We start from the raw sequence: 26,485 nt of genomic DNA, 5'->3' as shown, positions 1-26,485 counted from the left end.
GTCAGTTCGCTCCGTCCGCGTAGGCGCCGACCAGGCGCACGGCACCACCGTCGACGCCCTTGGCGCCCTGCTCGAAATCGCCGGCCGGGCGTACGGCGACGGCATCGAGCCGCACCGTCCCGACCTGCCAGGTGTCGATGCCCCCGGCCGTGAGCGCGTCGGCGATCGCGGTGGCGGAGGCGGCGTCGACGACCGCGAGGAAGCCGATGCCGAGGTTCCAGGTGCCCTCGCTGGACTCGAGCGAGGTGCCCGCCAGATCGCTCAGCACACGGAACACCGGGGCCGGGGACCACGTGGAGCGGTCGACCTCGGCCCAGGATCCCTGCGGCAGCACGCGGGCGAGGTTCGCGGCGATGCCGCCGCCGGTGACGTGGCTGAGGGAGTGCACGGCGCCCTCGAAGCGATCGGTCAGGCCGAGCAGCGGAGTCGTGTAGAGGCGGGTGGGGGTCAGCAGCGCCTCACCCCAGGTCGCGCCGAGGTCGTCGGCGCGGTCGCCGTAGCCGATGCCGGCCTTGGCGAGGATGTGCCGCACGAGCGAGTAGCCGTTCGAGTGCAGGCCGCTGGACGCGAGGGCAAGCACGACGTCGCCGTCCCGCACGCGCTCGGATCCGAGGATCCGGTCCGCCTCGACGATGCCGGTCGCCGCGCCCGCGACGTCGTAGTCGTCGACGCCCAGCAGACCCGGGTGCTCGGCCRTCTCGCCGCCGACGAGGGCAGTGCCGGTGAGCTCGCAGGCCTCGGCGATGCCGCGCACGATGTCGGCGATGCGCTCGGGGACCACCTTGCCGCAGGCGATGTAGTCGGTCATGAACAGCGGCTTCGCGCCGACCACGACGATGTCGTCCACGACCATGCCGACCAGGTCGTGCCCGATCGTGTCGTGCTTGTCGATCGCCTGCGCGATGGCGACCTTCGTGCCGACGCCGTCGGTGCTCGAGGCGAGCAGCGGCCGGCGGTAGCCGAGCAGGGCGGAGGCGTCGAAGAGACCGGCGAATCCGCCGACCCCGCCGAGCACCTCGGGTCCGTGCGTGGCACGGACGGCGGACTTCATGAGTTCGACGGCGCGATCGCCGGCTGCCGTATCGACGCCGGCCTCAGCATAGGTGCGGGAGGACACCCGTCAATCCTACCGGCGGGCGACTGTGCGAAGACCCGGGAGACCGCCGCCGTCCCGGCCCGCCCGCAGGGCGGTCGGACGGACCGATCCGAAAGGTCCTGGTGCATCGTCCACGGACCTGGTAATACTTGACTCCCCCGATCCTGAGAGACCCCTGAAGGCGTGTGACGCGCTGGATGTGAGACCGCACGGCAACGACGCCGTGCGGTGGCAAGTGGAGAGGACGATCGTGGCACGCACTCAGAAGGACAAGGGATCCGCACCTGCTCCGGCGGAGGAGGCGGCCGCCGTGAAGAGATCGGCGCCGCGTCGCCGCGCGGCGAGTGCTGCGGCCGCGAAGGCTCCGGTCACGCCCGTGGCGAAGACAGCCGGCGCATCGCGATCACGCGCCCGCAAGCCGGTGCCGATGCCCACCACGTCGGCGAACACCGGACCGCTGCCGGTGGCCGCCCCCACGCTCGATCCCGAGATCGCTCCCGGGGAGCCGCCGGTCCGTCGTCACGGCCTGCGGAACATGTCGGAGATCCGGCACTTCTTCCGCACCAACCGCACCCCGATCTYCTTCGTGGGCGCGTCGTCGTTCAACCTGCTGGGCCTGGATCGCTGGGTGCGCGGATTCTCGTACATCGCCTACTACGACAGCTGGCAGGGCGCGCATCCGCGCGTGTTCAGCCCGATCCACAAGCCGTACATCGAGTGGGAGAGCGGCGAGCAGATCAACAACTGGCTGCTGCGCCACCACGAGGTGCGAGCGCACATCGCCCGACTCACTCCGGCGGGAGAGAAGCCGCGCATCGCGCTGGTGTTCTTCGACGAGGAGACCGAGGCGATCTGCGAGGAGCTCGGCTACGAGCTGATCCTGCCCAAGGCGTCACTGCGGGAGCGCCTCGACTCGAAGATGGTGACCACCCGGATCGCGGACTCCGTCGGCGTTCCCAGCGTGCCGAACGTGATCACGAAGGCGGAGTCCTTCGAGGACCTGATGGCACAGGCCGAGAAGGCCGGTCTCGGATCCGACCTCGTCGTTCAGACCGCTTACGGCGATTCGGGCAAGACCACGTACTTCGTCACCGACCGCGCTTCGTTCGACAAGAACGCGGCCGACGTGATCGGCCATGAGATCAAGGTCATGAAGCGGATCAACAACCGCCCGATCGCCGTCGAGGCGGTGCTCACCCGGCACGGCACGATCGTCGGCCCGTTCATGACCGAGATCACCGGGCACAAGGAGCTCACCCCGTATCGCGGTGGCTGGGCCGGCAACGAGATGTTCCCGGGCGTGCTCGACGAGCCCACCCGGCATGCGGCGACCAGCCTCGTGCGCAAGCTGGGCGACGCGCTGAGCGCGGAGGGCTACCGGGGCTTCTTCGAGGTCGACGTGCTGCTGGACACCGACACCGGCGACGTGTACCTGGGCGAGCTGAACCCGCGCATCTCCGGCGCCTCCGCGATCACGAACGTGACCGCGGGCGCGTACGCCGACATCCCGCTGTTCGTGTTCCACCTGCTCGAGTTCTCCGGGGTGGAGTTCGACCTCGACGTCGACGAGATCAACGACCGCTGGGAGGAGCTCGCCGCCGCCGACCAGTGGAGCCACATGATCATCAAGCACACGGATCCGACCGTGGAGCACATCGATGTGGCTCCGCCCACCGGCCGTTACGTGCTGGATGCGTACGGTCGCCTCGCATTCTCGCAGGGCGACCTGGACTGGCACCTGCTCGGCAGCGAGTCGGAATCGTTCTTCCTGCGGATCTACGGCCCGGGAGACTACCGTTGGAAGGGCGCGGATCTGGGGATCCTGGTCACCAAAGGCCGGCTGCAGACGCCCACAGGGCGCCTGTCCATCCGCGCGAAGCATCTCATCGAGTCCATCCGGGCGATGTACGCGGCCACGCCGCTGCCGCCCGCGGCGGAGATCGACGAGCACGAGCAGATCGGAACCGAACCGACACCATGAGCGGTGATGTGACACCCCCGTCGACGGACACCTGGAACGGCACCATACCGGCGGCGGGCGGTGCACCGGACGGCCCGCGACCGATCGACGGGTTCATCCCCCCGCTCGAGGCCTGGCAGCAGGAGCCCAACCTGCGCTGGTCGATGCAGCACATGGCGGACTTCCTGCCGGTGCACGAGATCTCCTCGCGAGGGCGCACGCTCGCGCTGCCCTCGGTGCCGGCCGATCTCAGCCACATCGACGTCCCGCACCCGTGGGAGCCGCGTTCGGCGCCGTTCGAGGACGTGATGGCCTCGACCTTCACAGACGGATGGATCGTCTCGCGCGACGGCGCGGTCATGGGCGAGCAGTACACCGGCACGATGTCAGCGAGCGTGCTGCACCTGCTGATGTCGGTGAGCAAGTCGCTCACGACGGCCGTCGCCGGCACGCTCATGGGCGCCGGAGCGCTGGATGCGGGAGCGCAGGTCACCGCCTACGTCCCGGCTCTGGCCGGATCCGGCTACGAGGGCGCACGCGTGCGCGACCTGCTCGACATGCGCACGGGCGTGCGGTTCTCCGAGGCGTATCTGGACGAGAACGCCGAGGTCCGCCTGCTCGAGGAGGCCATCGGCTGGGCGCCGCGCAGGCACCCCGACACCCCTGGCACGCTGCGCGACTTCCTCGCGACGCTGGGCGCGGACGGCCCGCACGGCGGCCGCTTCGACTACAAGTCGTGCGAGACCGACGCGCTCGCGTTCGTGCTCGAGGGCGCGACCGGCGTGCACGCGGCCGATCTCATGTCCGAGCGGCTGTGGGGTCCGATGGGGGCGGAGTTCGGCGCGAACGTCGGCGTGGACGCGGTCGGTGCGGGCATGTTCGACGGCGGCGTCTCGGCGTCCCTGCGGGATCTGCTGCGCTTCGGCACGCTGTTCCTCCGCGACGGCGCAGCGATGGACGGGAAGCAGGTGCTTCCCTCGTCCTGGATCGCGGAGACCATGGCCGGCGCACCCGACTCCCGCGCGGCGTTCGCGAACGCGGCGGAGCCGACGCTCATGCCCGGCGGCATGTACCGCAACGGGTTCTGGTTCCCGTACCCGGGGTCCGACGTCTTCCTCGCGCTCGGCATCCACGGACAGATGATCTACGTCAACCGTGCCGCGAACGTCGTCGCCGCCAAGCTCTCCAGCTGGCCGACGCCGCAGGATGCCGAGCGGCTGCTGTGGACGATCAAAGCCTTCGACGCCGTCGCCCGAACGATCGGCTGACCGGCGCGTTTCGCGGCACCGGATCCGCATTTCCGGTTCGGGGAGCGATGCCGGTCCTGTTCCTGCACGGATCAGGACGGACATCGCTCCCTGAATCGTGAATCGAGCCGCCCCGCGAGGCCCCGGAATCCGTACGATGGGGCCATGGTCGACAAGCCGCAGTGGCTGGTGCGCGAGGAGGCCGGGATCCCGGTGCTCGTCGCACTCGCGCTGCGCCAGCGGCTCGGCGTACGGACCCCCGCCGAGCTTCCCACGCTGAGGGATCATCCGCTGCGCGCCTTCGACGACGCCGGGGCGGACGACGTGCTCGAACGGCAATGGCGGGCGTACTGGGACATGACGGTCGAGCCGGAGACGCACCCGTCCGCCGCTCCGCTCGAGCTCATCGACGGCTTCGACACGATCGTCGCGCTCCCCGCCGTCGGAGCCGAGCGGCTGCGCACCGCGATCGCCCCGCTCGCCGCCGAGGTGGTGCGCTACGCGAACGAGGCGCAGCAGCGCTATTCCCGGTCCGTCTCCGGCACCGGTGATCCGTATCGGGCATACGCCGCGGCGCTCGCGGAGTTCGAGCGCGACACCGGGCGCCGCGCGCACTCCTTCGAGCTGAACGTGCACGTGCTGCCGCTCGCGCAGCGCGGAATCTGGCGCATCGGGGCGTTCAGCATCGCGGTGACCGACAGCCTCCGGCACGAYCCSGTSGACTTCGACAGCGCCATCCGCCCCGTCATCGCCGAGGTCGCCTGACCGGTTGACGGCTGCCTGCGCTCGTGCCCTCGCGCGGGCTACTCGACGACGGTCTCGTGGTCGACGCGCACCACGCGCTCACTGTGGCGGGCGGCGCGTTCGAGCAGCAGCGCGATGACGCCGAACACGGCGATACCGGCCGGCACGGTCCACAGCAGCAGGAAGCCGAACACCTGGCCGAACGGGTAGGAGACCTGCGTGGCCTCCGAGGCGCCGAAGTTGCCGAACACGGTCAGCAGGAACGCGAGAACGACGCCCAGGCCCACGCCGATGCCGAGGAAGACGCCCCAGCGCGGCGCTCGACGAACGCGCGCGATCTCGATCTCGGGCGTGCGATGCGGCTGCGACGTGCTCATGGATCCATTGTCCCACGCGCACCTGTGCGGGGATCCGGCGGATGATTAGGGCCGCAGCGGCAGCAGCTCGGTCAGGTCGGCGCGCGTGCCGGAGGCGTGGATGCGGCCCGCATCGACGGCGGCGGCCCAGGTCTCGGATCCGATCGCGACGGCGATCCACGTGGCGGGATCCAGCTCGACGACATTCGGCGGCGTGCCCCGCGTGTGCCGCGGCCCTTGCACGACCTGCACGGCACCGAACGGCGGCACGCGCACCTCGACGCTGTTGCCCGGAGCCTTCTCGTCGAGCAGCTGCAACAGGTAGCGCACGGCTGTGGCGTAGTCGGAGCGGGCCGGCTTCTCCCCGGCCGTGAGCGCGGCGCGGGCCGCCTCGAGCGCCGCGCGCCCCGCCGTCGTGTCGATCCTGCTCGCCATGGGTCCATGCTAGGCACGCCGGGCATAGGCTCGGCACGATGACTTCCTCCGCCGAGACGCCCGCCACGGACACCGCAGCCGGGGCGCGCGCCGACCTGCTCGCGGCGGCGGCGAAGGGCGCACTCGGACTGGGCCGCTTCCCCGGGGTCGACGACGACGCGCACGCCGCGTCCGTGCTGATCCTGTTCGGCCGCCTCGACGACGAGCCGTCCGATGCGGACGCCGTGACCGTGCCGGCCGACCTCGACGTGCTGCTGCAACGTCGTGCGGCGACGCTCTCCTCGCACCCCGGCCAGGTCTCGTTCCCCGGCGGACGCCGGGAGGACGCGGATCCGGATCCCGCCGCGACCGCCCTCCGCGAGGCGCAGGAGGAGACAGGACTGGATCCGGCCGGCGTCGAGATCCTCGCGACTCTGCCCGAGATCCCCCTCGCCGCCAGCAACCACCTCGTCACCCCGGTGCTGGGCTGGTGGCGGGAGCCCTCGCGCGTGGTCGCGGTGGATCATGCCGAGACCGTGCAGGTGTTCCGCGTGCCGGTGGCCACGCTGCTGGATCCGGCGACCCGGTTCACCTCCACCCTCACGCGGATCGGGCAGACCTTCCGCGGGCCCGCCTTCGACGTGGACGGCACCATCGTGTGGGGCTTCACGGCGATGGTTCTCGACGGCGTCTTCGAGGCCGCGGGGTGGACCCTGCCGTGGAACCGCGCCGATGAGAGGCCGATCCGGCTCGAGGTGTGACCGACCGGGCGCCGCACGGCCGTCATCGGCATGCGCGCGCTCGGTAGGCTTGCGGGGTGAAGATCCTCGTCCTCGGTTCCGGTGCCCGTGAGCACGCGATCATCCTCGCCCTGCGTGCGGAGCACAAGGGGCACGAGATCCTCTGCGCCCCCGGCAACGCCGGCATCGCGCAGCACGCGACCCTGGTCGAGGTGGATCCGATGGACGGCTCCGCCGTGCGCGCGTTCGCCGATGAGCATGCCGTCGACCTCGTCGTGATCGGCCCCGAAGCGCCGCTCGTCGCGGGCGTCGCCGACGTGGTGCGCGAGCACGGGATCCCCGTCTTCGGCCCCGGTCGCGCCGCCGCACAGCTGGAGGGGTCCAAGGCGTTCGCGAAGCGGATCATGGAGGCGGCCTCCGTGCCGACCGGCCGTGCCGTGCGCGCGAGCTCGACGGCCCAGGTCGAGGCCGCGTTCGACGACCTCGGCGCCCCCTACGTGGTGAAGGCCGACGGCCTCGCCGCAGGCAAGGGCGTCATCGTCACCGAGGACCGTGCGGCCGCGCTCGCGCACGCCGAGCACTATCTGCCCCACGGCCCCGTGCTCATCGAGGAGTTCCTCACCGGGCCCGAGGTCTCGCTGTTCTTCCTCAGCGACGGCGACACCGTGCGCGCGCTCAGCCCCGCACAGGACTTCAAGCGCGCCCTCGACGGTGATGAGGGCCCGAACACCGGCGGCATGGGTGCGTACTCGCCGCTGCCGTGGCTCGAGGAGCAGTTCGGCAGCGAGGCCGCGTTCGTCGAGGAGGTCACTCGCACGGTCGCCCTTCCGGTCGTGAAGCAGCTCGACGCCGAGGGCACGCCGTTCATCGGCCTGCTCTACGCCGGCCTCATCCTCACCCCGAACGGCGTGCGCGTGATCGAGTTCAACGCGCGCTTCGGCGACCCGGAGACCCAGGTCGTGCTGCCGCGCCTGCGCACCCCGCTGTCGCGACTGCTGCTCGCGGCAGCCACCGGCACGCTCGAAGACCAGCCGCAGCCGCAGTTCTCGGACGACGTCGCGATCACCGTGGTGCTCGCGAGCGAGGGCTACCCCGAGGCGCCGCAGACCGGCCGCCCGATCGAGGGCCTGGCCGAGGCCGCGGCGGTCGAGGGCGTCGGCATCGTGCACGCGGCGACCGCGGGCCCCGACGCACCGGGCGGCAACCTCATCGCCACCGGCGGCCGGGTGCTGAACGTGGTCGCGACCGGATCCGACTTCGTCGACGCCCGCACCCGCGCCTATGAGGCGATCGGCCGGATCCGCCTCGACGGCGCGCACTTCCGCACCGACATCGCCGCCCGCGTCGCGCAGTAGCCCGAGCGCGCGCGCACGGGCCTGGTCTGCACAAGGCCCGCGAGACGCCGACCGCGAACGCCGACGCCCCCTCGCATCATCGATACCCCCTCGTACGATCGTCCGTACGAGGGGGTATCGGCGCTCAGGCGGGGTATCGGCGCTCAGAGGGCGCGGACGAGACGAGCGCTGCGTCAGCGCTTCACGAGGTGCTCCGGACGCTGCATGAACAGGATCCCGATCACGCCGAGGAAGAGCACGGTGGCGGGCAGGATCATCGACTGCGCCATGGCGGTCGAGAACCCCGCCACCACGAACTCGGGCAGCTTGCCCGTGCCGAAGTCGCCGCCGTGGCTGGCCGCACCCGGAAGGTTCGCCTCGAGTCGGCCCTGCATGAGGGCGGCGATGGCKGCCGATCCCAGSACGGAWCCGATCGTCCGGGTGGTGTTGTAGATGCCGGCACCCGCGCCCGCCTGGCGCGGAGCGAGGTTGCGCGTCGCGGTGGTGGCCAGTGGGCCCCACATCCCCGCCTGGCCGATGCCCATGAGCGCCGACGGCAGCAGGAACATCCAGATCGGGGTGTCCGGGTTCATCAGCAGTCCGTACCAGATCAGCGCGACCGTGGTCAGGCCGAGGCCCGGCACGAGCAAGACGCGGGGATCCACCCGGTCCAGGATGCGGCCCGCGATGGGGGCGAGCACGCCCGACAGCACCGCCATCGGGATCAGCAGCAGCGCCGCCTCGGTCGGCGTGAGGCCGCGGGCGAGTTGGTAGAAGAACATCATCGGCAGGGACATCGAGGTCACCGTGAAGCCGACGGCGGCGATGCCGAAGTTCGCGACCGAGAAGTTGCGGTCGCGGAACAGGCCGAGGGGCACCAGAGGCTCGCTGCGGGTCTTCGCCTGCTGCCAGATGAAGATCGCCATCACCACGACGCCCGCGCCGATCATCGCCCAGATCCATCCGGCCCAGTCGTAGTGCTGCCCCTCCTGCAGCCCGAAGACGATGAGGAACAGCCCGAGGGCGCTGAGAACGACGCCGACCATGTCGAACCGGTGCTCGTGCGTCTTCAACCGCGGGACGAGGACCGCGGCCAGCACGAAGCCGATCACGCCGACCGGAAGGTTGATGAAGAAGATCCACTCCCATCCGAAGGCGTCCACCAGCAGGCCGCCGGCCAGCGGGCCCACCAGCGTCGCGACGCCCGCCGTCGCGCCCCACAGCCCCATCGCGGCGCCCCGGCGCTCGGCCGGGAACGTGCGGGTGATGACCGCCATGGTCTGCGGCGTCATCAGCGCGGCGCCGAGTCCCTGCACGGCACGGAACGCGATCAGCATCTCCAGCGTGCCGGAGAGACCGCAGCCGAGCGAGGCCAGGGTGAAGATCGTCAGACCGATGAGGTAGATGTTCTTCGGGCCGAACCGGTCGCCGAGGCGGCCGGTGATCAGCAGCGGCACGGCGTAGGCGAGCAGGTAGGCGCTCGTCACCCACACCACGTTGTCGAGGTTGTTGGTCTTCGGGTCGAGCGCAGCCTTGATGGCCGGGTTCGCGACGGAGACGATCGTGGTGTCCACGAGGATCATGAAGAAGCCGATGACCAGCGCCCAGAGGGCGGGCCAGGGGCTCTTCGGCTTGTGGCCGGCGGCGTAGGCGCCGGTCGACGTACCGATGGTTTCAGCCATTCTGGTGTGCCTTTCGCTTGGCAAGAAGGTGGTCCGGATCCGGCCCCCACGCGAAGTCGGGGGACGAGATCCGGGGGATCAGGGTGTCGAGCCAGTCGATCTCCGCCTGCAGCATCAGGCGGTGTCGGAACGGTTCGAGGAGGTACTGCTCCGGCACGTCGCGCGTCGCGGCGCCGTCCAGCGCGCCGCAGATCGTGTCGAGCTCCTGCCGGAGCAGCCCGAGCCGCTGAGTGAGCAGGTCGACCGCCTCGTCCCGGTCGAGGTTGTGCGCCTCTGCCAGGGCGACGCGGAACGGGGTCTGCCGCCGACTGCCGCCGAGTTCGCGGCGCACCCATTCGCGCACCGCGTCCGCGCCGGCCGCCGTGACCGCGTAGGTCGTGCGTTCGGGGCGGTTGCCGTCGCGATCGACGCCGACCTCCTCGAGCAGCCCCTGCCCGTGCAGGCGGGCGACCGTGTGGTAGAGCGTGCCGTTGGAGATCGGGATGATCCTGTCGTCGCGACGGGCGCGCAGCAGCCGCGCCATCTCGTAAGGGTGCATGTCGCCCTCGCTCAGCAGGGCGAGCACCATCACCCCCAGGGGGGTGAGCGCCGGATCCTTCACCATCACTCCGTCCCGACTAGTCCATGTGGACTAGTCGGATAGGACTATACGCCGAAACAACAGCCGACGCCAGCCCGGAGCCGTCGCTCATCGCAGCGCCGTGGCGAGCTGGGCGGAGGTGAGCTCGCGATCGGCGAAGACCAGGCGCATCACGGCGGGATCCGGATTCCCGACGTCCGGCGCGCGGTGCACGAGAGTCAGACCCGCCTTCTCCGCGACCGCCGCGGACGCGCGGTTGTGCTCGACGAGGTAGGCGATCACCGGACGCTCGGGCGCGACCTCGGCAGCAGCCGCCCGCGCCGCCTGCGCCAGCTCGGTCGCATAGCCGTGACCGTGGTGCTCGGCCGAGAGCCGGTAGCCGAGGTTCCAGACGCCCGCCGCGGGGTCATCGCCATCGGCGGTGAGCAGCGTGCATCCGCCGTTGCCGATCATCTCGCCGGTCCCCCGCAGCAGCACCGTCCAGGTGCCGAGCCCCGCACCCTCCCAGCTGCGCCCCCACCGCGCCATCATCGTCTGGATCTGGTCAGGATCGGTGGGCCGCAGGCTGGGGAAATGCGTCCAGACCCGCGGATCCGCATGGATCGCGAACACCGATGCGAGATCGCCCGGGACAGGTCGACGCAGTAGGAGGCGGTCGGTCGTGGTCTCGAGGGGAAAGGCGGCGCTCACGAGAGCAACCTACGCGTCGCCACGGACATCGCCGGCTCCGGCCACCGCGATAATGGACGCGTGAGCACACCCCTCGAACTCTCCGGCTGGCGTCACCTCTACTCCGGCAAGGTCCGCGATCTGTACGCCCCCGAGGATCCGGCTGACAAGCGCCTGCTCGTCGTCGCGAGCGACCGCGTGAGCGCCTTCGACTTCGCCCTCGAGCCGGGGATCCCCGAGAAGGGCGCCCTGCTCACCGCGCTCAGCCGCTGGTGGTTCGACCGGCTCGCAGAGGGACCGGATCCGATTCCGAACCACCTGGTGGACGGCGACATCTCGGCCGAGGTCGCCGACCGCGCGATGCTCGCGATGTCCCTGGAGATGCTGCCGATCGAATGCGTGGTGCGCGGATACCTGACCGGATCCGGCTGGGCCGAGTACCAGCAGAGCGGGACCGTCTGCGGCATCGCGCTGCCCGCCGGCCTGCAGAACGGCGACCGGCTGCCCGAGCCGCTGTTCACCCCGGCGTACAAGGCCCCCATGGGCGAGCACGACGAGAACATCACGTTCGAGCGCACCGCCGAGCTCGTCGGCGCCGAGCGCGCCGCCCAGCTGCGGGATGTCTCTCTCGCGGTCTACCGCCGGGCTGCGGCCATCGCCGAGGAGCGCGGACTGATCCTCGCCGACACGAAGTTCGAGTTCGGCGTCGATGCCGACGGTGTGCTGCGGCTCGCCGACGAGGTGCTSACSAGCGACTCCTCSCGGTACTGGGACGCGGAGTCGTGGCGGACCGGATCCACCCCCGCCGAGCGGATGGCGAGCTTCGACAAGCAGATCGTGCGCGACTGGCTGAGCGCCCACTGGGACAAGCAGGGCACCCCGCCCGTGCTGCCCGACGAGGTGGTCGCCCAGACCGCCGCACGTTACGCCGAGCTGCTGCAGCGCCTGACGGCCTGACGGGTCGCGTACCGGCCGCCGCGTGCCGAGATCAGGACAAGTGACCGAGAACAGGACGTTTCGCGCGGAAGGATCCTGATCTCGGTCATTCCTCCTGATTTCGGCGCGAACGGCCGGCCGGGCGCCGCGCAGCGGCGAGGCCGCGTGTCTGCGGGGCCGTGTCGCCGGCGGGACCAGGCGACGGGGATCCCTGCTCCCAGGGAACGCCCAGGATAGGGTTTCCACAGCCCCCTCCCCCGATCCCGAGGAGCCCGCATGGCCCTGTGGAAGATCCACGGCAACGGACGCACCGTCGAACCCGGCGCCGTCGTCCACCCCGATGAGCGCCTGAACTGGCCCGCCACGATCGCGATCGGCGTGCAGCACGTCGTGGCGATGTTCGGCGCGACCTTCCTGGTGCCGATCCTCACCGGCTTCCCGGTGCCGACGACCCTGCTGTTCAGCGGCGTCGGCACGCTGCTGTTCCTGCTGATCACGCGCAACAAGCTGCCGAGCTACCTCGGATCCTCCTTCGCGTTCATCGCCCCGGTGACCGCCGCGACCGCCGCCCACGCGACCGGCGGCGACAGTGGGATCGGCGCCGCCCTCGCCGGCATCGTCGCCGTCGGCGTGCTGCTCGCGCTCATCGGCGTCGTGGTGCATGTCGCCGGCGTGAAGTGGGTGGACCGGTTCCTGCCGCCGGTGCTGGCGGGCACCATCGTCGCGCTGATCGGGTTCAACCTCGCCGGCGCCGCGTACGGCAACTTCGCCAAGGCGCCCGTCACCGCGACCTTCACGCTTGCGATCACGATCATCTTCGCGGTGCTGTTCCGCGGGTTCCTGGGGCGGATCTCGATCTTCCTCGGCGTGATCGCGGGCTACATCTTCGCCGGCTTCCGCGGCGAGCTCGACTTCTCGGCGGTCGACAAGGCCGCGTGGGTGGGGCTTCCCACCTTCCACTTCCCCGACTTCGGCACCCCGAGCGTGTGGAGCGGCATCGCGATGTTCCTCCCCGTCGTGCTCGTGCTCATCGCCGAGAACGTCGGCCACGTGCGCGGCGTCGCGACCATGGTCGAGGACCCGGAGATCAACCAGCAGACCGGCAAGGCGCTCATCGCCGACGGCGTCTCGACCACGATCGCCGGCTTCTTCGGCGGATCCGGAACCACCACCTACGGCGAGAACATCGGCGTCATGGCGTCGACCAGGGTGTACTCGACCGCCGCGTACTGGGTCGCCGGCATCGCCGCGATCCTGCTCAGCCTCTCCCCGAAGTTCGGGGCGATCATCAACTCGGTACCCGCGGGCGTGCTCGGCGGCATCACGACCGGGCTGTACGGCCTCATCGGCGTGATCGGCATCAAGATCTGGGTCGACAACCGCGTCGACTTCTCCCGCCCGGTCAACCAGTACACCGCCGCCGTCGCGCTCATCATCGCCGTCGGAGGCTTCTCGATCGCGATCAAGGACTCCGGCTTCATGCTCGGCGGCATCGTCATCGCCACGGTGGCGGCGATCATCATCTATCACGGCGGCAACGCGATCGCCCGGCTGCGCAAGACCGGTGCGGACGACCCCCGTCCGCTCGAGGCCGTGGGGCCGATGGGCGGCGACCCGGCCTGATCCGCGCGACTGCTCAGCGCGAAGCCCGCGCCCGCAGCTCGGATCCCGAGCCGGGCGTGGGCTTCGTCATTCCGGGGAGCGGCGCTTCAGGCTCCGGCAGACCGTAGCGGCGGTGCACCCAGCGGCGCGCCTCCTCGAGCGGATACGAGTCGCCGTACATGATGCGCTGCCCGACGATCCCGTCGAGCACGCTGCGGAGCATGATCTCCTCGAGCGCCGGATCCGCGTCGCCGCGGTCGCGGAAGATCGAGCGCACCGCGTCCTCCGCGGCGATGACCCCTGCCATGTGCCGCCGCTCCCCCTCGGCGAACAGAGCTCGCGTGGTCGGCTGCTGCTGCAGGGCGATGACCACGCGCTGCAACGGAAGGGCGACGGCGGTCATGCCGAGCGCGGTGTCGATGATGGCTGCCAGCCGCACCTCCGGAGGGAGCGACGCGGCCGACGGCGGCGGCACTCGCTCCGACTCGGGCTGCTCGGGCTCGGTGGCCGGCTCCGACTCGGGCTCAGGCCGCGCGGCGATCTCTTCGCCTCGGGCCGCGCTCCCGGGGTCGGCCGCCGCCCCGCCGTGCGCGATGCCGAGCAGCATCTCGAACCAGCGGTCGATCACCGCCTGGACGAGCTGCTCTTTTCCGCCGAAGTAGTAGTTGACCAGCCCCTGTGCGACGCCCGCGCGTCCGGTGATGTCGGCGATCGTCGCGCCGTCGATCCCGCGCTCGGCGAAGACGTCGATCGCCGCCTCGAGCAGGCTCTCGCGGGAGCGCTCCCTGGCGACGCGGTTCTGCTCCGGGGAGCGTGCCATGCGACGTGCCTTCCGGATCCGTTTTCCGGGTGAGGGATCCTTTCGCTACATTAATCACTGAACAAGTGTTCAACCTACGATTCCCCCCAGACTGGAGGCGCCTTCATGCACGGCAGCGCGCGCGTGGATCTGAACGACCTCGGCAGCATCATCGGCTGGCTCTTCGCCCAGTGGTGGGTGTGGGTGATCGTCGGTGTCGTCGTGCTGTTCTTCCTCGTCGTGTGGATCATGCCGGCCGCGAAGGTGAAGCCCTCCGAGGCGTACCCGACCGACGACCGCGAGGCGAACGAGATCGCGCTGGGCTTCCTGCAGATCGTGAACCAGCCGTCCGGGCCGTGGAACGATCCGACCGCGTCCGCGCTCAGCGACGGGGAGAAGAAGCGGCTCGTCGAGATGTGGGGCGTGGCGACGCGTGAGGAGTGGCTCGCCGGCATCGAACGTCTCGTCACGGGCCGGCGCCGACGCGACGTGTGGGTGACCTGCCTGGCGATCCGCGCCGAGCTGGCCGGCCGGCTCGGTCGCGTGCCGAAGAGCAAGGAGTGGACGTCCGCGATCATCGAGGCCGGCGGCGACAAGCGCGATGCCCGCTCCTTCGTCGCCGCGATCGAGGGCGTCGAGGGGCAGGTGCGCAAGCTCGTCGGCAAGGACATCGTGACGCCGGACGTCTACGTCCGCACGCTCGACGGCTACGCGCTCGGCCAGGCCATCGCACTCGCGACCTGGGGTGTCGCGCTGGGCCACGCCGACRTSSCSGAGGCGCGAGCGATCATCCACCGCATCAACGAGGAGGGMCGCCCSGCGTTCTCCTCSTGGGCCGACTTCGGCCTCAGCTACATCACGGGTCGCGTCATGCACTGGAGCGACGGCGTGATCGGCGAGAAGACCTTCGACAAGTTCGGCGACGGCTGGTCCGAGTTCAAGGCGGCCGCGACCGCGAAGCGCAACGGGCCGTGGGCGTCGCTGCCCTGGCGAATCGGGTGAGCGAGGGCCGTATGAGCACGGATCCGCGCACCGCGGAGCCGATCCGGGTCGATCTCTCCGCACTGCGGACGTCACCGGGAATGCGCACGCTGCTCGCCTACGAGCGCGCGGCGCGCATCCCCCTGCACCGGCGCTTCGTCGCGGTGCTCGCCGGCGTGCTGCTGCTYACGACGGCGATCGTGGCCGCGCTCTGGTGGCTCGGCTCGATCGGGATGCTCGCGCGGGTGCCGCTGATCGCCGTGTTCGGCGCCCTCTACGGCGTGATGGGAGCGGTCGGCTTCGTCTGGTACGCCGTGGGCCTGTCCCGCCGCACGCGCCTGGCGATGTTCGCGTGGGGCAACGGGTGGGCCTACGCCGACCTGCTGCAGGGCACCCGCCGACCCGGCTCGGCGTTCACGCGCATGCGCCGCTCGATCGAGCGCGGCGTGGTCGCGTCGGAGGACGAACGCATCCCGTTCGAGCTGGGCATCGCGCGCTCGGTCGGCGGCCGGGACGAGGCCGCGACCGTGCAGCGCCCTTTCGCCTTCATCGAGCTGCCGCTGCCGGCGAAGGTTCCGCACATCGTGCTGCGCAACCGCCGCCGCAGCATCGTGCCCACCCTGGGGCTGGGCGGCGCACGGATGGACCTGGAAGGCCATTTCGCGTCGACGTTCCAGCTGCTGGTGCCCGAGGGGTATCAGCGTGACGCGCTCTACATCTTCACGCCCGATCTGATGGCGCGGATCCTGGATCTCGGATCCGGTGCCGAGATCGAACTCGTCGAGGATCGCGCCTACGTGTACCTGCCCGGCAGCACCCGGTTCGATCGACCGGACGTGATGCAGGGAACCGTGCAGCTCGCCGAAGAGCTGCACCGACGCTTCGCGGCACGCACGGGGCCGTACCGCGACGAGAGCACCGGCCCGATCGTACGACCGGAGGGAGTTGCGATCGGGCTGGGCGGACAGCGCCTCGGCGGACAGGGCGTGTCCCTGCTGGCCGTGGCCGGCGTATCGGCGGCGGTGATCCTCTCCGCAGGGATCACGGCGTTCGCGCTGTTCGGCGGGGCGATCCTGCGATCAGGGGGGTGACCGCAGGCGCTGATCTCTTGGGGGGATCGGCGACCGACGCCCCGTCCCCTGCTGTGCACGGCAGGGGACGGGGCGTCTCGGCGTCTGCGACCGGGACCGGGTCGGCGCGATGATGTGCGCCCTGCGCCCGCCGCGCTCAGCGCCGGATGATGCGCTGCTCGATCGCCGCGGCGACGGCGCCGGCCCTGGTGTCGACGCCGAGCTTGCCGTAGATGTGCGAGAGGTGCGACTTCACCGTCGCCTCCGACACGAACAGCGCCTTGGCGAGCTCGCGGTTGCCGAGGCCGTCCGCCAGCAGCTCGAGCACCTCGACCTCGCGCTCGGTCATACGCGGCTCGGGCGAGGCGGCACGGCGCATGAGCACCGCCGCCACGGAGGGAGCCAGGGCCGGCTCGCCCCGGTGGACCGCCTGAATGCCGGCGAACAACTGGTCCGGCGGGGAGTCCTTCAGCAGGTATCCGGCGGCACCGGCGTCCAGCGCGCGCAGGATGTCGGATTCGCTGTCGTAGGTGGTCAGCACGAGCACGGCCGGCGGCTCCGGCAGCGCCCGGATCCGCCCGGTGGCAGCGATGCCGCTCTCGCCGTCACCCAGGCTGAGGTCCATGAGCACCACATCCGGCCGCTCGGCCTCGACCGCCCGCACGGCGTCGGCGGCGTTCGACGCCTCGCCCACGACCACGAGGTCGTCCCTCGACTCGAGCAGCGCGCGCACGCCGGCGCGCACGACGGGATGGTCGTCCACGAGCACGATCCGCAGGGTCATCGGTTCTCCTTCTGCGGATCCGCATCGGATCCGCTCTTCGTGTCGGATCCGCTCTTCGAGTCGGCCCCGTCCGCGCGATCGGAACCCGCTGCGAGATCGGAACCGGCCGCCGGATCGGAACCGGCCGCGCGATCGGACCCGGTCCTCGCACCGGATCCGGGCTCCGCGCGGGTTCCGTCGGCGCTGAGCGGGAACACCAGCGACAGCGTCGTGCCCTCCCCCGGAGCGCTCTCGACGTGCAGCTCGCCGCCCAGCTGAGCGATCCGCTCCGCCATGCCGGGGATGCCCTGGCCGCGGCCGGCCGCTCGTCGCTGTGCCGCCCTGGCCGACATCGCGGCGGGCCGCGCGTCGAAGCCGACCCCGTCGTCGCGGATGTCCAGGCGCAGCTCGTCCGGCTGGGCGGTCAGGCTCACCACGGCCCGGGTCGCGCGGGCGTGCTCGGCGACGTTCGCGAGGGCGCCGCGCACCGTGCGGATGATGGCCGACGCCACCGGCAGCGGCACCTCCGTGGCGGTGCCGTGGCTGCGGAACTGCACGTCGACGCCGCGCCCCGACGCCTCCTCGACCACGCGGGCGAGGGCGGCGGGGAGGGATCCGGCGGCGCCCTCGAGCTCGCCGGGGGCGAGGTCGCGCACCACGCGGCGCACCTCGTCGAGCGCCGACCGGGCGGTGCCGGCGGCCGAGCGCACCTGCTCCCTGGCGGTGTCGGGGCGGCGCTCCCAGCCCTGCTCGGCCGCCTGCAGCAGCAGGTTGATGCTGGACAGGTCCTGCCCGACGGAGTCGTGGATCTCACGCGACAGGCGGGCGCGTTCGGCGAGCGCGCCCGCACGGTGCTGCGCGGCGGAGAGGTCCGCCTGCGTCGCGGTGAGCTCGTCGAGCAGCTGCTGCCGGGCGCGCGCCTCGCGGTCGAGTGCACGGTAGGCGAAGATCGTGGCGAACGCGATGCCGATCGGGCCCGCGACGAGCGTCGGGTCGAACAGCGAGGAAAGGCGCAGTTCTGCGACGATCACGACCGCGGTCATCGCCGCGATCGCTGCCGTCGCCGGCCAGAACGGCAGGATCTGCAGCACCGCGAAGGCGAGCGGAACGGCACACCAGCCGAACGACGGCGCGACCAGCGTGAGCACGGCCCAGAGCGCGCACGCCACGAGCGCCCATGCCGCGGGCCACACACCGCGACGCGGCACCAGGCCCTGCAGTACGGCGGTCACGGTGAGCAGGGCGGCGCCGGCGAGCACGAGGACGGCGTTCTCGCCCTCGCCGTGGCGAAGCAGGTAGCGGATCGCGCTCACCACGATCAGCGCGATGAGCACGACCTGCAGCGCCCGCCCGAACCGTACGGGAGCGAGGATGCCCCGCACGCCGTCGCCGAGGGACCTCTCGTCCTGCAGCTCGGTCCGCGATCGCATGGGCTCAGCCTACGAACGCCGCGCTCGGAACCGCATCATCCGATCGGCTATGGATCCGCGCCCAGGGCGGCTGCCGCCTGCCGCCGGCGGACGTCGTACGCCGCAGACCGCCTGCCCGCCCGCTGCCCGCCGCCGGTCGGCGCCTGCAACACACCAACACCTTCCGTGCCGTATTCAGGTTGGATCGCCCGTGTTCACGTCCACACGCCGCGTTTCCGTCTCCGAAGCCGAATCCATCCTGAATTCGGTCTGCGCGTCACGCCGAGCCGCGCACCACCAGCTCGGTGCCGAGGGTCGTGCGGTGCGGCGGAGCGGATCCGGTCAGTCGATCGATGAGCACGCCCGCGAGTGCCTCGCCCTGGGCGTGCATCGGCTGGCGGATCGTGGTGAGCGGCGGATCCGTCGACAGGGCCACGGGTGAGTCGTCGAAGCCGACGATCGCGACGTCCTCGGGAATGCGCACGCCCGCGCCGCGGAGCGTACGCAGCACGCCCCGGGCCATGAGATCGCTGGCGGCGAAGACCGCGTCGGGCAGCCCTCCGCCCGGCTCGGCGGCGCGGTCGAGCAGCTCCTGGGCCGCCCGCACCCCGCTGGCCTCGGAGTAGTCGCCGGCGATCTCGGCGAACGGCTCCAGACCGTCCTCGGCGAGGCGCTCGCGGAAGCCGGTGAGCCGATCCACGGCGCCCGCCATCGACAGCGGCCCTGTCACGGTCGCGATCCGTCGGTGCCCGGTGGCCAGCAAGTGGTCGACGGCCTGCCTGCTGCCCGTGACGTTGTCCACGTCCACGAGCCAGTCGTCGTCACGGCCGTTCGTGCGGCGTCCGCCGAACACGACCGGCACGGCCTCGACGATGCGGTCGACGAAGGCGTCGCTGTTGTGGTGCGACAGGATGATCGCGCCGTCCACGCCTCCGTTGCGCACGAAGCCCGTCATCCTGCCGCCCGGGTCATCGCTCGCGATCAGCAGGTTCAGGATGTAGTCCGAGCGCGCGACCCGGTCGCTGATCCCGGCGACGACCGCGCCGAAGTAGGGGTCGCCAAAGAAGCGCCGAGTGTCCTCGGGCACGACGAGCGCGATCGCGTGAGTCTGGCGCAGCGCGAGCGAGCGCGCCGCGCGGTTCGGCGCGTAGCCGAGCCGGGCGATCGCGTCCTGCACCGCCGCGAGCGCGTGCGGGCTCACCGCGGTCGACCCGTTCACGACCCGCGACACGGTCGACCGGGAGACCCCTGCCGCCGCCGCGACCTCCTCGATCGTGGCCCGTCCGGACGCCGTCCGATCCGTGGTTCCCTCTCCCGATGGGGATCCCGGTGCCGCCGGCCCGATGCGTCCGGCACCGGCGCGAGACCTGGCGACCACGTCTCAGACCGCCCGGGCCGCGATGATCCTGGCGTACTCGCGCCCGGAGTCCTTCACGATCCGCGCCTGGGTGTCGTAGTCGACCCGCACGATCCCGAASCGCTTGCTGTAGCCGAACGACCACTCGTAGTTGTCCAGCAGCGACCACGCGAAGTAACCGCGCACGTCGACGCCCTCGTCGATCGCGTCGTAGGTCGCCGCGAYGTGCTCGCGCAGGAACATCGCCCGCTCCGAATCGTGCACGGCGCCGCCTGTGCTGTGCCCCGTCGCAGGGTCCACCCGAGCACCCTCGAGCACGTCGTCGTAGGCCGCGCCGTTCTCGGTGACGTACAGCGGAAGCCCCGGTGCGTACTCCTTGCCGATCCGGCGCAGCAGCCGGGTGAGGCCTTCGGGCTGCACCTCCCAGTCCATGCCCGTCCGCGGCAGCCCGCGCTCGACCCAGTGCACGTCGTCGGCGGCGGGGAACGGCGAACGCGTGCGACGCGCGTTCTCGCCCTCKCCGCCGCCGTCGTGCGGTGTGCCCTCGCTGCCCGGTTGCGGCGTGCCCGAGAGCAGTTCGCCGTGGTAGTAGTTGATGCCCAGGCAGTCCAGCGGCGCGGCGATGGTGTCGAGGTCGCCCTCGTGGATCGCGGCGGCCCATCGACGGACGGCGACCGGATCCACCTCGCGGATGTCGGAGACGACGTCGGCCGGGTAGGCGCCGCGGAGGACCGGATCCAGGAACCAGCGGTTGAACTGCCCGTCGATGCGGCGCGCGGCGTCGACGTCGGCGGGGTCACGGGCGTCGGCAGGATCGGCGACCGTCAGATTCAGCGTGATGCCGAGGTCGAGCTGCGGATCCCGTTCGCGCAGCGCCCGGATCGTGCGGCCGTGCGCCAGCAGCAGGTGGTGTGCGGCGAGCATGCCGTCCTCGATGCCGAGCCGGCCCGGCGCGTGCACGCCCGCGGTGTAGGACAGGAACGAGGAGCACCACGGCTCGTTCAGCGTGGTCCAGTGCTGCACGCGGTCGCCGAGGGCATCGTGCACGCTGAGCGCGTACTCGACGAAGCGTTCCGTGGTGTCGCGGGAGGTCCAGCCGCCCTTCTCCTCGAGCGCCTGGGGCAGGTCCCAGTGGTACAGCGTGAGCCAGGGCACGATGCCGCCGCCGAGCAGCTCGTCGACGAGACGGTCGTAGAACGCGAGCCCTGCGGGGTTCACCGCACCGCCGTCGGGCCGCACCCGGGCCCAGGAGGTGGAGAAGCGGTACGCCTGCAGGCCCAGCTCGCCCATGAGCTTCACGTCATCGGCATAGCGGTGGTAATGGTCGCACGCCACGTCGCCGGTGTCGCCGTCGTGCACCGCGCCCGGCACGCGGGCGAAGGCGTCCCAGATCGACGCGGTGCGGCCGTCCTCGAAGGCGGCGCCCTCGATCTGGTAGGCGGCGGTGGCGGCACCGAACAGGAAGCCGTCGGGGAATCGGCGGGCGGACGGATCCACGGTGCTCATGCGGGCGGACGCTCCTTCATGGTGGCGGCTTCAAGGCGGTGCGCGCGGGTCATCGGCGGGTTGCCGCGCATTCCGGACAGGCTATGGGAGCGCTCCCACGACTGTCAACAGCGCTCAGCGGATCCTCCGCAGTACATCCCTCACCCGTTCACCGCACCGTCCGGGGGCGAGCCGCGCCAAACTCAGTCGATCCGTGCCGCTTGGCGCCGTTCGCCGCCGCAAGTTCCGGTTTCGACTGAGTTTCAGACGCCCCCGCACGAGGCACTGCACCGCGTAGCCTGGTGCGGTGACCTCATCGCCCGCGCTCGTCCGTGCCGAATCGCTCATCCGCTCGATCCCGGACCACCCGGAGCCGGGCATCCTGTTCCGCGACATCACTCCGCTGCTGGCCGACCGCGAGGCGCTGCAGGCCACGACCGAGGCTCTCGTCGCGCCGTTCCGCGGCGCCTTCGACGTCGTTGCGGGGATCGAGGCGCGCGGCTTCATCCTTGCCGGGGCCGCGGCGATCGAGGCGGGGACCGGCTTCGTGCCGATCCGCAAGGCCGGCAAACTGCCGCTGCCGGCAGCGTCGGTCGACTACGCGCTGGAGTACGGCACCGCCACCATCGAAATGCACGAGGACCTGCCCGCCGGATCCCGGATCCTACTCATCGACGACGTGCTCGCCACCGGCGGCACGCTGGCCGCCGGCCGGAAGATCGTCGAGCAGCTCGGCTACACGGTCGCCGGGATCTCGGTGCTCTTCGAGATCGACGGGCTGGGCGGCCGCGAGGTCGTCGGCGACGTGCACACCGTGTTCCGCAGCTGACCCGGGCCGACCCGCTCGGTCGACGGGCAACGCCGCGAGCCCGCTGCCCGACCCGACTCCTTCGAGCCTGCCCGCCGGCCCGGCTCCGCGAACCCCGGCCGGAGGCCCTGTTTCCGCGCGATAGACTGGCCTCTGCCCCCGCCCGCGACATTTCGGAGCCTCGAATGCCCACCATCGTCGTTGACGTCATGCCCAAGTCCGAACTGCTCGACCCGCAGGGGAAGGCCGTCTCCGGAGCATTCGCCCGCACCGGCGTGACCGCGTTCAGCGACGTCCGCATCGGCAAGCGCTTCGAGCTCACGGTCGACGGTGAGGTCACCGACGACGTGCTCGCCGAGGCCCGGCGGATCGCCGAAGAGGTGCTCTCCAACTCCGTGATCGAGGACGTCGTGGGCATCGAGGTCTCGGAGTGACCGTTCGGATCGGGGTCGTCACCTTCCCCGGATCCCTCGACGACCGCGACGCGCAGCGCGCCGTCCGCATCGCCGGGGCCGAGCCCGTCGCCCTCTGGCACGGCTCGCACGACCTCGACGGCGTGGACGCCGTGATCCTGCCCGGCGGCTTCAGCTACGGCGACTACCTGCGCTCGGGCGCCATCGCCGCGCTCTCGCCGATCATGACCGAGATCAAGGACGCCGCCGCCAAGGGCATGCCGATCCTCGGGATCTGCAACGGCTTCCAGATGCTCGTCGAGGCGCACCTGCTGCCCGGCGGCCTGATCCGCAACGACCACCAGCACTTCGTKCGCCGCGACCAGAAGCTCACGGTCACCAACGCCGACACCGCCTGGACGAACGAGTTCACGCGCGGCCAGGAGATCATCATCCCGCTSAAGAACGCCGAGGGCGGCTACATCGCCTCCGACGAGACCCTTGACCGCATCGAGGGCGAGGGCCTGGTCGCCTTCCGCTACGCCGGAGTGAACCCGAACGGATCCCTCCGCGACATCGCCGGCCTCACGAACCCCGCCGGCAACGTCGTGGGCCTCATGCCGCACCCCGAGCACGCCACCGAGCCCGGCTTCGGCCCGGATACATCCGCCGCCATGCGCAGCGGCGTCGACGGCCTGCCGTTCTTCACGAGCGCGATCGCCGCGGTCGCCCGCATCGCGGCGTAATCCGCCCCCTTTCTCTTTCTACTTCCGAGTCGTCCCCCTCAGCACGGTCCATAGGTCGTGCTGAGGGGGGACGACTCATTCTTCGTACGAGCCCGCGATCTTCGTACGAGCCCGCGATCGCGGCGCCCCTCCAGGCACCTCGCCCTCACCCCCTCGCCGCGTCAGTACCCCCGCTGAGCGACGTCCATACGGGGAGGTGTCGACGCGGGAGGGGGTGAACGCTGCGGAGGACGCTGAACCCCCGGGCGGATCCGGATCCATGGCGCCTGCCGGCCCCGAGACGGATCCGTATCCATTGCGTCCGCGGATCCCCGGGGCTAGCGTCGAACCCGTCCCCGAGGATGGGAGAAGCGCATGGCCGGCCGGTTCGTGTACTGGATGAACGTGTCSCTCGAYCTGCRGATCGARGCCGCYCCYGGCGAKGACGGCGGCGGTGACTGGATGCGGATCGATGAACCGCTGCACCGCGAGTTCAACCGGCGTGCGGCAGACCTCGCGCTCATGGTGCAGGGCCGCCGCGTGTTCGAGATCATGGAGTCGTACTGGCCCGCGGCGCGTGACGACCGGTCGCTGCCCGAGTTCATGCAGGAGTACGGGGCGATCTGGACCGACAAGCCGAAGATCCTCGTCTCGCGCACGCGCACCGAGGCGCCATTCCACACGCGTGTCATCGGCGAGGATGCGGTCAACCGGCTCGCCGAGGTCCGCGCCGAGACCGACGGCGCCATCGGCGTCGGCGGAGCGACGCTCGCCACGGCGCTGCTCGATGCCGGTCTGCTCGACGAGCTGCTGCTGTTCACGCACCCGGCGATCCTCGGATCCGGCCGCCCGCTGTTCGACGAGCCCCGCCCCGGCGAGACCCGGGATCCGGTGATCCTCGACCTGCTCGAGCAGGCCGCCTATGACCAGGGCGTCACGCTGCACCGCTACGCCATCCGGCACTGAGGCGCGGCTCAGCCGGGGCGCGCGGGGTCGCTCGGGCCCTCGGGAGCCCCGGGAGGCAGGCGCGCGGGCACAGCCGACAGCGCGCCGAGGTCAGCCGAGTGCCGGCGGCCAGACTCCGATGAGCACGGCCATCACGACGACCGTCACGAGTTCGTGCGCGATGTTCATCACCGTCAGCGAGCTGGGGCGCCCCTCGAAGGCGTCGTGCGTGATGAACCGCGCCGCCGTGAAGCCCATCCACAGCGTGATTGCGGTGACCAGCGCCGAGACGAAGAACGATCCGCCGTAGAAGTGCCAGGCGATCGCCGTGGCCCCCGCGAGCACCCACGCCGTGACGAAGCTCACGATCACCGTCGCGATGATGGCCAGCACAGGGTTGCCCTTGGGGTTGTCGAGGTCCACGCCGGCCAACCGCGCCCAGCGGGTGCCGAGCACGCCGCGGGCGTACCAGATGGATCCGACGACCATGCTCGACGCAGTCGCCAGCAGAACGGCCCAGTAGTTGATCTCAGGAACCATCGTCGTGCTCCTCGCTCGAGCGGGCGAGTCCGCACCCGCGATCCGGTGCGCTCAGAGTACCGCGGCGGATCCCGTCACCGGTGGAGCACCGCGGCTCGACCATTGCAGAATGGCCGGCTCAGCGACGCATCACCGGACGCGAGCGATCACCAGGGGCTGGGCTCGTAGTCCTTCAGGAACACGCCGTGGATGTCCTCGCCTGCTTCGCCGCGCACGATCGGGTCGTAGACGCGGGCGGCGCCGTCGACGAGGTCGAGCGGGGCGTGGAAGCCCTCCTCGGCGAGACGCACCTTCGTGTAGTGCGGGCGCTCGTCGGTGATCCATCCGGTGTCGACCGCCGTCATCAGGATCCCGTCGGTCTCCAGCATCTCGCCGGCGCTSGTGCGSGTSAGCATGTTCAGCGCCGCCTTCGCCATGTTCGTGTGCGGGTGCCCCGGTCCCTTGTACCGGCGGGAGAACTGACCCTCCATCGCCGAGACGTTCACGATGTGCTTGCGCCGCGCGGCAGACGCGGCCATCGACGGACGCAGCCGGCTGATCAGAAGGAACGGCGCGGTCGTGTTGCACAACTGCACCTCGAGCATCTCGAGCGGATCCACCTGGTCCACGCTCTGCACCCAGCTGTTCACGCGGTTCACGTCGGGCACGAGGCCGCCCGCGTCGATGGCGGTGCCGTCCGCGTGCTTCGCGAGCGAAGAGGATCCGGGGGCCATCGCGAGCCGGGCGAGTTCTTCGGCCGTGAGCGCCTGCCCACCCTGTTCGGCGATCGTGCCACCGAGGGAGGCGATCGACAGCAGCGGATGCGCGTCGACCGAGGCCTGCAGCGCCTCGGGGTGCGGATCCGCGGTGTGCCCGAAGGTCTCCATCTCGGGCAGCGGTCCGTCCGGCAGCGGCTGCAGCTCGGCGTCGGCCAGCAGCGAGTACGCGCCGGGCGAGCGGCGCACGGTCTGCGCGGCGTTGTTGATGAGGATGTCGAGCGGGCCCTGGGCCGCGACGGAGTCGGCGAGCGCGATCACCTGGGCCGGGTCGCGCAGGTCGATGCCGACCACGCGCAGCCGGTGCAGCCAGTCGGCCGAGTCCTCGAGCGCCGCGAACCGGCGCACCGCGTCGCGCGGGAAGCGCGTGGTGATCGTGGTGTGCGCGCCGTCGCGGAGCAGCCGCAGGGCGATGTGCATGCCGATCTTCGCGCGACCGCCGGTGAGCAGCGCGCGCTTGCCGGTGAGGTCGGTGCGGGCGTTGCGCTTGCCGTGACTGAACCGCGCGCAGTCGGGGCAGAGCTGGTGGTAGAACGCGTCGACCGTCGTGTACGACTGCTTGCAGATGTAGCAGTTGCGGGGCTTCAGCAGCTCACCCGCGATCGGAGCGTCGACCACGCTGGACGCCAGATCCAGGCCGCGGGTCTCGTCGTCGATGCGGTCGGGGGCGCCGGTCGCGGTCGCCGCGATCACGGCCTTGTCCGCCTCGGCGATGGCATCGCGGATCTCCCGGCGGCGCACCCGCTTGGCGGCCTTGAACATGGCCGCGGTCGCACGGCGCACGGTGATGAAGTCGGGGTGATCCTGCTCGAGCCCGTGCAGCTCGGCGAGCACTCGAAGGGTGGTCGCGAGGTCGGCCGGGTCGATGCCGGATCCGCCGGCGTCGCCGCCTGTCGTGGCGCTGCGGTCGCTCTGCGTCGACGGAGCGTCGGAGGGGGCGTCGGTCATTGTCACGATTTTACGCGACCAGGCTGGATGGGAGCCCGACCCGGATCCCACTCGCGACGAGACCCGGATCCCGTCCGCGGCGAGACCCCGAATCCCGTCCTGTTTCCCTCCCCTGGCCGTCTTTCCCTCCCCGCAGTGGCGTCTGCAC

Annotated in this window: 26 protein-coding genes; 13 read left to right on the top strand and 13 right to left on the bottom strand. The window is 71.1% G+C overall.

Annotated elements, in window-relative coordinates; all coding sequences use genetic code 11:
* Position 1: 1 nt before the first annotated feature.
* Positions 2 to 1,117, bottom strand: a complete 1,116-nt coding sequence (gene purM, locus AC1DMN_RS16040; RefSeq protein WP_477384571.1) for a phosphoribosylformylglycinamidine cyclo-ligase — start codon at positions 1,115 to 1,117, stop codon at positions 2 to 4.
* Positions 1,118 to 1,346: 229 nt separating this feature from the next.
* Here purM and AC1DMN_RS16035 point away from each other — a divergent pair, with 229 nt between their 5' ends.
* The 3 genes from AC1DMN_RS16035 to AC1DMN_RS16025 all read left to right on the top strand — a co-directional run bounded on the left by AC1DMN_RS16035 (position 1,347) and on the right by AC1DMN_RS16025 (position 5,068).
* Entirely contained in the window at positions 1,347 to 3,077 is a 1,731-nt protein-coding gene (locus AC1DMN_RS16035) for a biotin carboxylase (protein WP_477384570.1), read from the top strand.
* Positions 3,074 to 4,324 carry a serine hydrolase domain-containing protein gene (locus AC1DMN_RS16030; RefSeq protein ID WP_440733078.1) on the top strand — a complete coding sequence of 417 codons (1,251 nt, stop codon included), beginning with the start codon at positions 3,074 to 3,076 and terminating at the stop codon, positions 4,322 to 4,324. Before AC1DMN_RS16035 ends, AC1DMN_RS16030 begins: the two co-directional genes overlap by 4 nt.
* Before the next feature lie 144 nt (positions 4,325 to 4,468).
* Positions 4,469 to 5,068 carry a zinc-binding alcohol dehydrogenase gene (locus tag AC1DMN_RS16025; protein WP_440733077.1) on the top strand — a complete coding sequence of 200 codons (600 nt, stop codon included), beginning with the start codon at positions 4,469 to 4,471 and terminating at the stop codon, positions 5,066 to 5,068.
* 38 nt (positions 5,069 to 5,106) lie between these two features.
* Here the strand turns inward: AC1DMN_RS16025 and AC1DMN_RS16020 are convergent, their stop codons facing one another.
* Positions 5,107 to 5,424, bottom strand: coding sequence for a potassium transporter Trk (locus AC1DMN_RS16020; protein WP_440733076.1), 318 nt, complete (start codon positions 5,422 to 5,424; stop codon positions 5,107 to 5,109).
* 45 nt (positions 5,425 to 5,469) lie between these two features.
* On the bottom strand, positions 5,470 to 5,838 hold the full coding sequence (locus tag AC1DMN_RS16015; protein ID WP_440733075.1) for a sterol carrier family protein: 369 nt from the start codon (positions 5,836 to 5,838) through the stop codon (positions 5,470 to 5,472).
* A 38-nt stretch (positions 5,839 to 5,876) separates the two neighbouring features.
* Here AC1DMN_RS16015 and AC1DMN_RS16010 point away from each other — a divergent pair, with 38 nt between their 5' ends.
* Both AC1DMN_RS16010 and purD read left to right on the top strand, forming a co-directional pair.
* Entirely contained in the window at positions 5,877 to 6,578 is a 702-nt protein-coding gene (locus AC1DMN_RS16010; protein WP_477229766.1) for an NUDIX hydrolase, read from the top strand.
* A gap of 56 nt (positions 6,579 to 6,634) precedes the next feature.
* Entirely contained in the window at positions 6,635 to 7,912 is a 1,278-nt protein-coding gene (gene purD / locus AC1DMN_RS16005; protein ID WP_477229767.1) for a phosphoribosylamine--glycine ligase, read from the top strand.
* Between the two features lie 173 nt (positions 7,913 to 8,085).
* On the opposite strand, the gene AC1DMN_RS16000 is transcribed toward purD, so the two are convergent.
* From AC1DMN_RS16000 to AC1DMN_RS15990, 3 genes are all read right to left on the bottom strand, one after another.
* Positions 8,086 to 9,573 carry a DHA2 family efflux MFS transporter permease subunit gene (locus AC1DMN_RS16000; RefSeq protein WP_440733072.1) on the bottom strand — a complete coding sequence of 496 codons (1,488 nt, stop codon included), beginning with the start codon at positions 9,571 to 9,573 and terminating at the stop codon, positions 8,086 to 8,088.
* A complete protein-coding gene (locus tag AC1DMN_RS15995; protein ID WP_440733071.1) occupies positions 9,566 to 10,177 on the bottom strand; it encodes a PadR family transcriptional regulator in 612 nt (203 codons plus the stop codon). The genes AC1DMN_RS16000 and AC1DMN_RS15995 overlap by 8 nt, the downstream gene beginning before the upstream one ends.
* An 84-nt stretch (positions 10,178 to 10,261) precedes the next feature.
* Entirely contained in the window at positions 10,262 to 10,843 is a 582-nt protein-coding gene (locus tag AC1DMN_RS15990) for a GNAT family N-acetyltransferase (protein WP_477229768.1), read from the bottom strand.
* Between the two features lie 60 nt (positions 10,844 to 10,903).
* Between AC1DMN_RS15990 and AC1DMN_RS15985 the strand changes: the two genes are divergently transcribed.
* Complete coding sequence (locus AC1DMN_RS15985) at positions 10,904 to 11,779, top strand: phosphoribosylaminoimidazolesuccinocarboxamide synthase (protein ID WP_441977385.1); 876 nt, start codon at positions 10,904 to 10,906, stop codon at positions 11,777 to 11,779.
* 255 nt (positions 11,780 to 12,034) lie between these two features.
* Complete coding sequence (locus AC1DMN_RS15980) at positions 12,035 to 13,381, top strand: uracil-xanthine permease family protein (protein ID WP_441977386.1); 1,347 nt, start codon at positions 12,035 to 12,037, stop codon at positions 13,379 to 13,381.
* A gap of 13 nt (positions 13,382 to 13,394) precedes the next feature.
* Here AC1DMN_RS15980 and AC1DMN_RS15975 read toward each other — a convergent pair whose 3' ends face one another.
* Entirely contained in the window at positions 13,395 to 14,180 is a 786-nt protein-coding gene (locus AC1DMN_RS15975) for a TetR/AcrR family transcriptional regulator (protein ID WP_440733067.1), read from the bottom strand.
* Between the two features lie 105 nt (positions 14,181 to 14,285).
* Here AC1DMN_RS15975 and AC1DMN_RS15970 point away from each other — a divergent pair, with 105 nt between their 5' ends.
* Both AC1DMN_RS15970 and AC1DMN_RS15965 read left to right on the top strand, forming a co-directional pair.
* The gene (locus tag AC1DMN_RS15970; protein WP_477384569.1) at positions 14,286 to 15,161 is read left to right on the top strand and encodes a DUF1266 domain-containing protein; all 876 of its coding nucleotides are present in this window, start codon (positions 14,286 to 14,288) and stop codon (positions 15,159 to 15,161) included.
* 11 nt (positions 15,162 to 15,172) lie between these two features.
* Positions 15,173 to 16,231: a hypothetical protein gene (locus AC1DMN_RS15965; RefSeq protein WP_477229770.1), complete on the top strand. Its 1,059-nt coding sequence runs from the start codon at positions 15,173 to 15,175 to the stop codon at positions 16,229 to 16,231.
* Positions 16,232 to 16,367: 136 nt separating this feature from the next.
* Here AC1DMN_RS15965 and AC1DMN_RS15960 read toward each other — a convergent pair whose 3' ends face one another.
* The 4 genes from AC1DMN_RS15960 to AC1DMN_RS15945 all read right to left on the bottom strand — a co-directional run bounded on the left by AC1DMN_RS15960 (position 16,368) and on the right by AC1DMN_RS15945 (position 21,245).
* Positions 16,368 to 16,994 (bottom strand): response regulator, encoded by a 627-nt coding sequence (locus AC1DMN_RS15960; RefSeq protein ID WP_477229771.1) that lies wholly within the window; start codon positions 16,992 to 16,994, stop codon positions 16,368 to 16,370.
* A complete protein-coding gene (locus AC1DMN_RS15955) occupies positions 16,991 to 18,403 on the bottom strand; it encodes a sensor histidine kinase (protein ID WP_477229772.1) in 1,413 nt (470 codons plus the stop codon). The genes AC1DMN_RS15960 and AC1DMN_RS15955 overlap by 4 nt, the downstream gene beginning before the upstream one ends.
* 256 nt (positions 18,404 to 18,659) lie before the next feature.
* Positions 18,660 to 19,727 (bottom strand): LacI family DNA-binding transcriptional regulator, encoded by a 1,068-nt coding sequence (locus tag AC1DMN_RS15950; RefSeq protein ID WP_440733211.1) that lies wholly within the window; start codon positions 19,725 to 19,727, stop codon positions 18,660 to 18,662.
* Between the two features lie 36 nt (positions 19,728 to 19,763).
* Positions 19,764 to 21,245 (bottom strand): glycoside hydrolase family 1 protein, encoded by a 1,482-nt coding sequence (locus tag AC1DMN_RS15945; RefSeq protein ID WP_477384567.1) that lies wholly within the window; start codon positions 21,243 to 21,245, stop codon positions 19,764 to 19,766.
* Positions 21,246 to 21,531: 286 nt separating this feature from the next.
* Here AC1DMN_RS15945 and AC1DMN_RS15940 point away from each other — a divergent pair, with 286 nt between their 5' ends.
* The 4 genes from AC1DMN_RS15940 (at position 21,532) to AC1DMN_RS15925 (ending at position 24,115) form a co-directional block, all read left to right on the top strand.
* Positions 21,532 to 22,053 (top strand): adenine phosphoribosyltransferase, encoded by a 522-nt coding sequence (locus AC1DMN_RS15940; protein WP_477229774.1) that lies wholly within the window; start codon positions 21,532 to 21,534, stop codon positions 22,051 to 22,053.
* 164 nt (positions 22,054 to 22,217) lie between these two features.
* A complete protein-coding gene (purS, locus tag AC1DMN_RS15935; RefSeq protein WP_440733060.1) occupies positions 22,218 to 22,466 on the top strand; it encodes a phosphoribosylformylglycinamidine synthase subunit PurS in 249 nt (82 codons plus the stop codon).
* Positions 22,463 to 23,170, top strand: a complete 708-nt coding sequence (gene purQ, locus AC1DMN_RS15930) for a phosphoribosylformylglycinamidine synthase subunit PurQ (RefSeq protein WP_440733059.1) — start codon at positions 22,463 to 22,465, stop codon at positions 23,168 to 23,170. Before purS ends, purQ begins: the two co-directional genes overlap by 4 nt.
* A gap of 441 nt (positions 23,171 to 23,611) precedes the next feature.
* Entirely contained in the window at positions 23,612 to 24,115 is a 504-nt protein-coding gene (locus AC1DMN_RS15925) for a dihydrofolate reductase family protein (RefSeq protein ID WP_477384565.1), read from the top strand.
* Between the two features lie 90 nt (positions 24,116 to 24,205).
* Here the strand turns inward: AC1DMN_RS15925 and AC1DMN_RS15920 are convergent, their stop codons facing one another.
* A complete protein-coding gene (locus AC1DMN_RS15920; RefSeq protein ID WP_440733057.1) occupies positions 24,206 to 24,634 on the bottom strand; it encodes a DUF1761 domain-containing protein in 429 nt (142 codons plus the stop codon).
* 146 nt (positions 24,635 to 24,780) lie between these two features.
* A complete protein-coding gene (locus AC1DMN_RS15915; protein ID WP_477229776.1) occupies positions 24,781 to 26,337 on the bottom strand; it encodes an SDR family NAD(P)-dependent oxidoreductase in 1,557 nt (518 codons plus the stop codon).
* Positions 26,338 to 26,485 lie beyond the last annotated feature (148 nt).

Source organism: Microbacterium sp. 01T413_2 (genome assembly GCF_056398985.1).
Note: the sequence above shows the minus strand (reverse complement) of the source record. Positions and strands in the feature narration are given on the sequence as shown.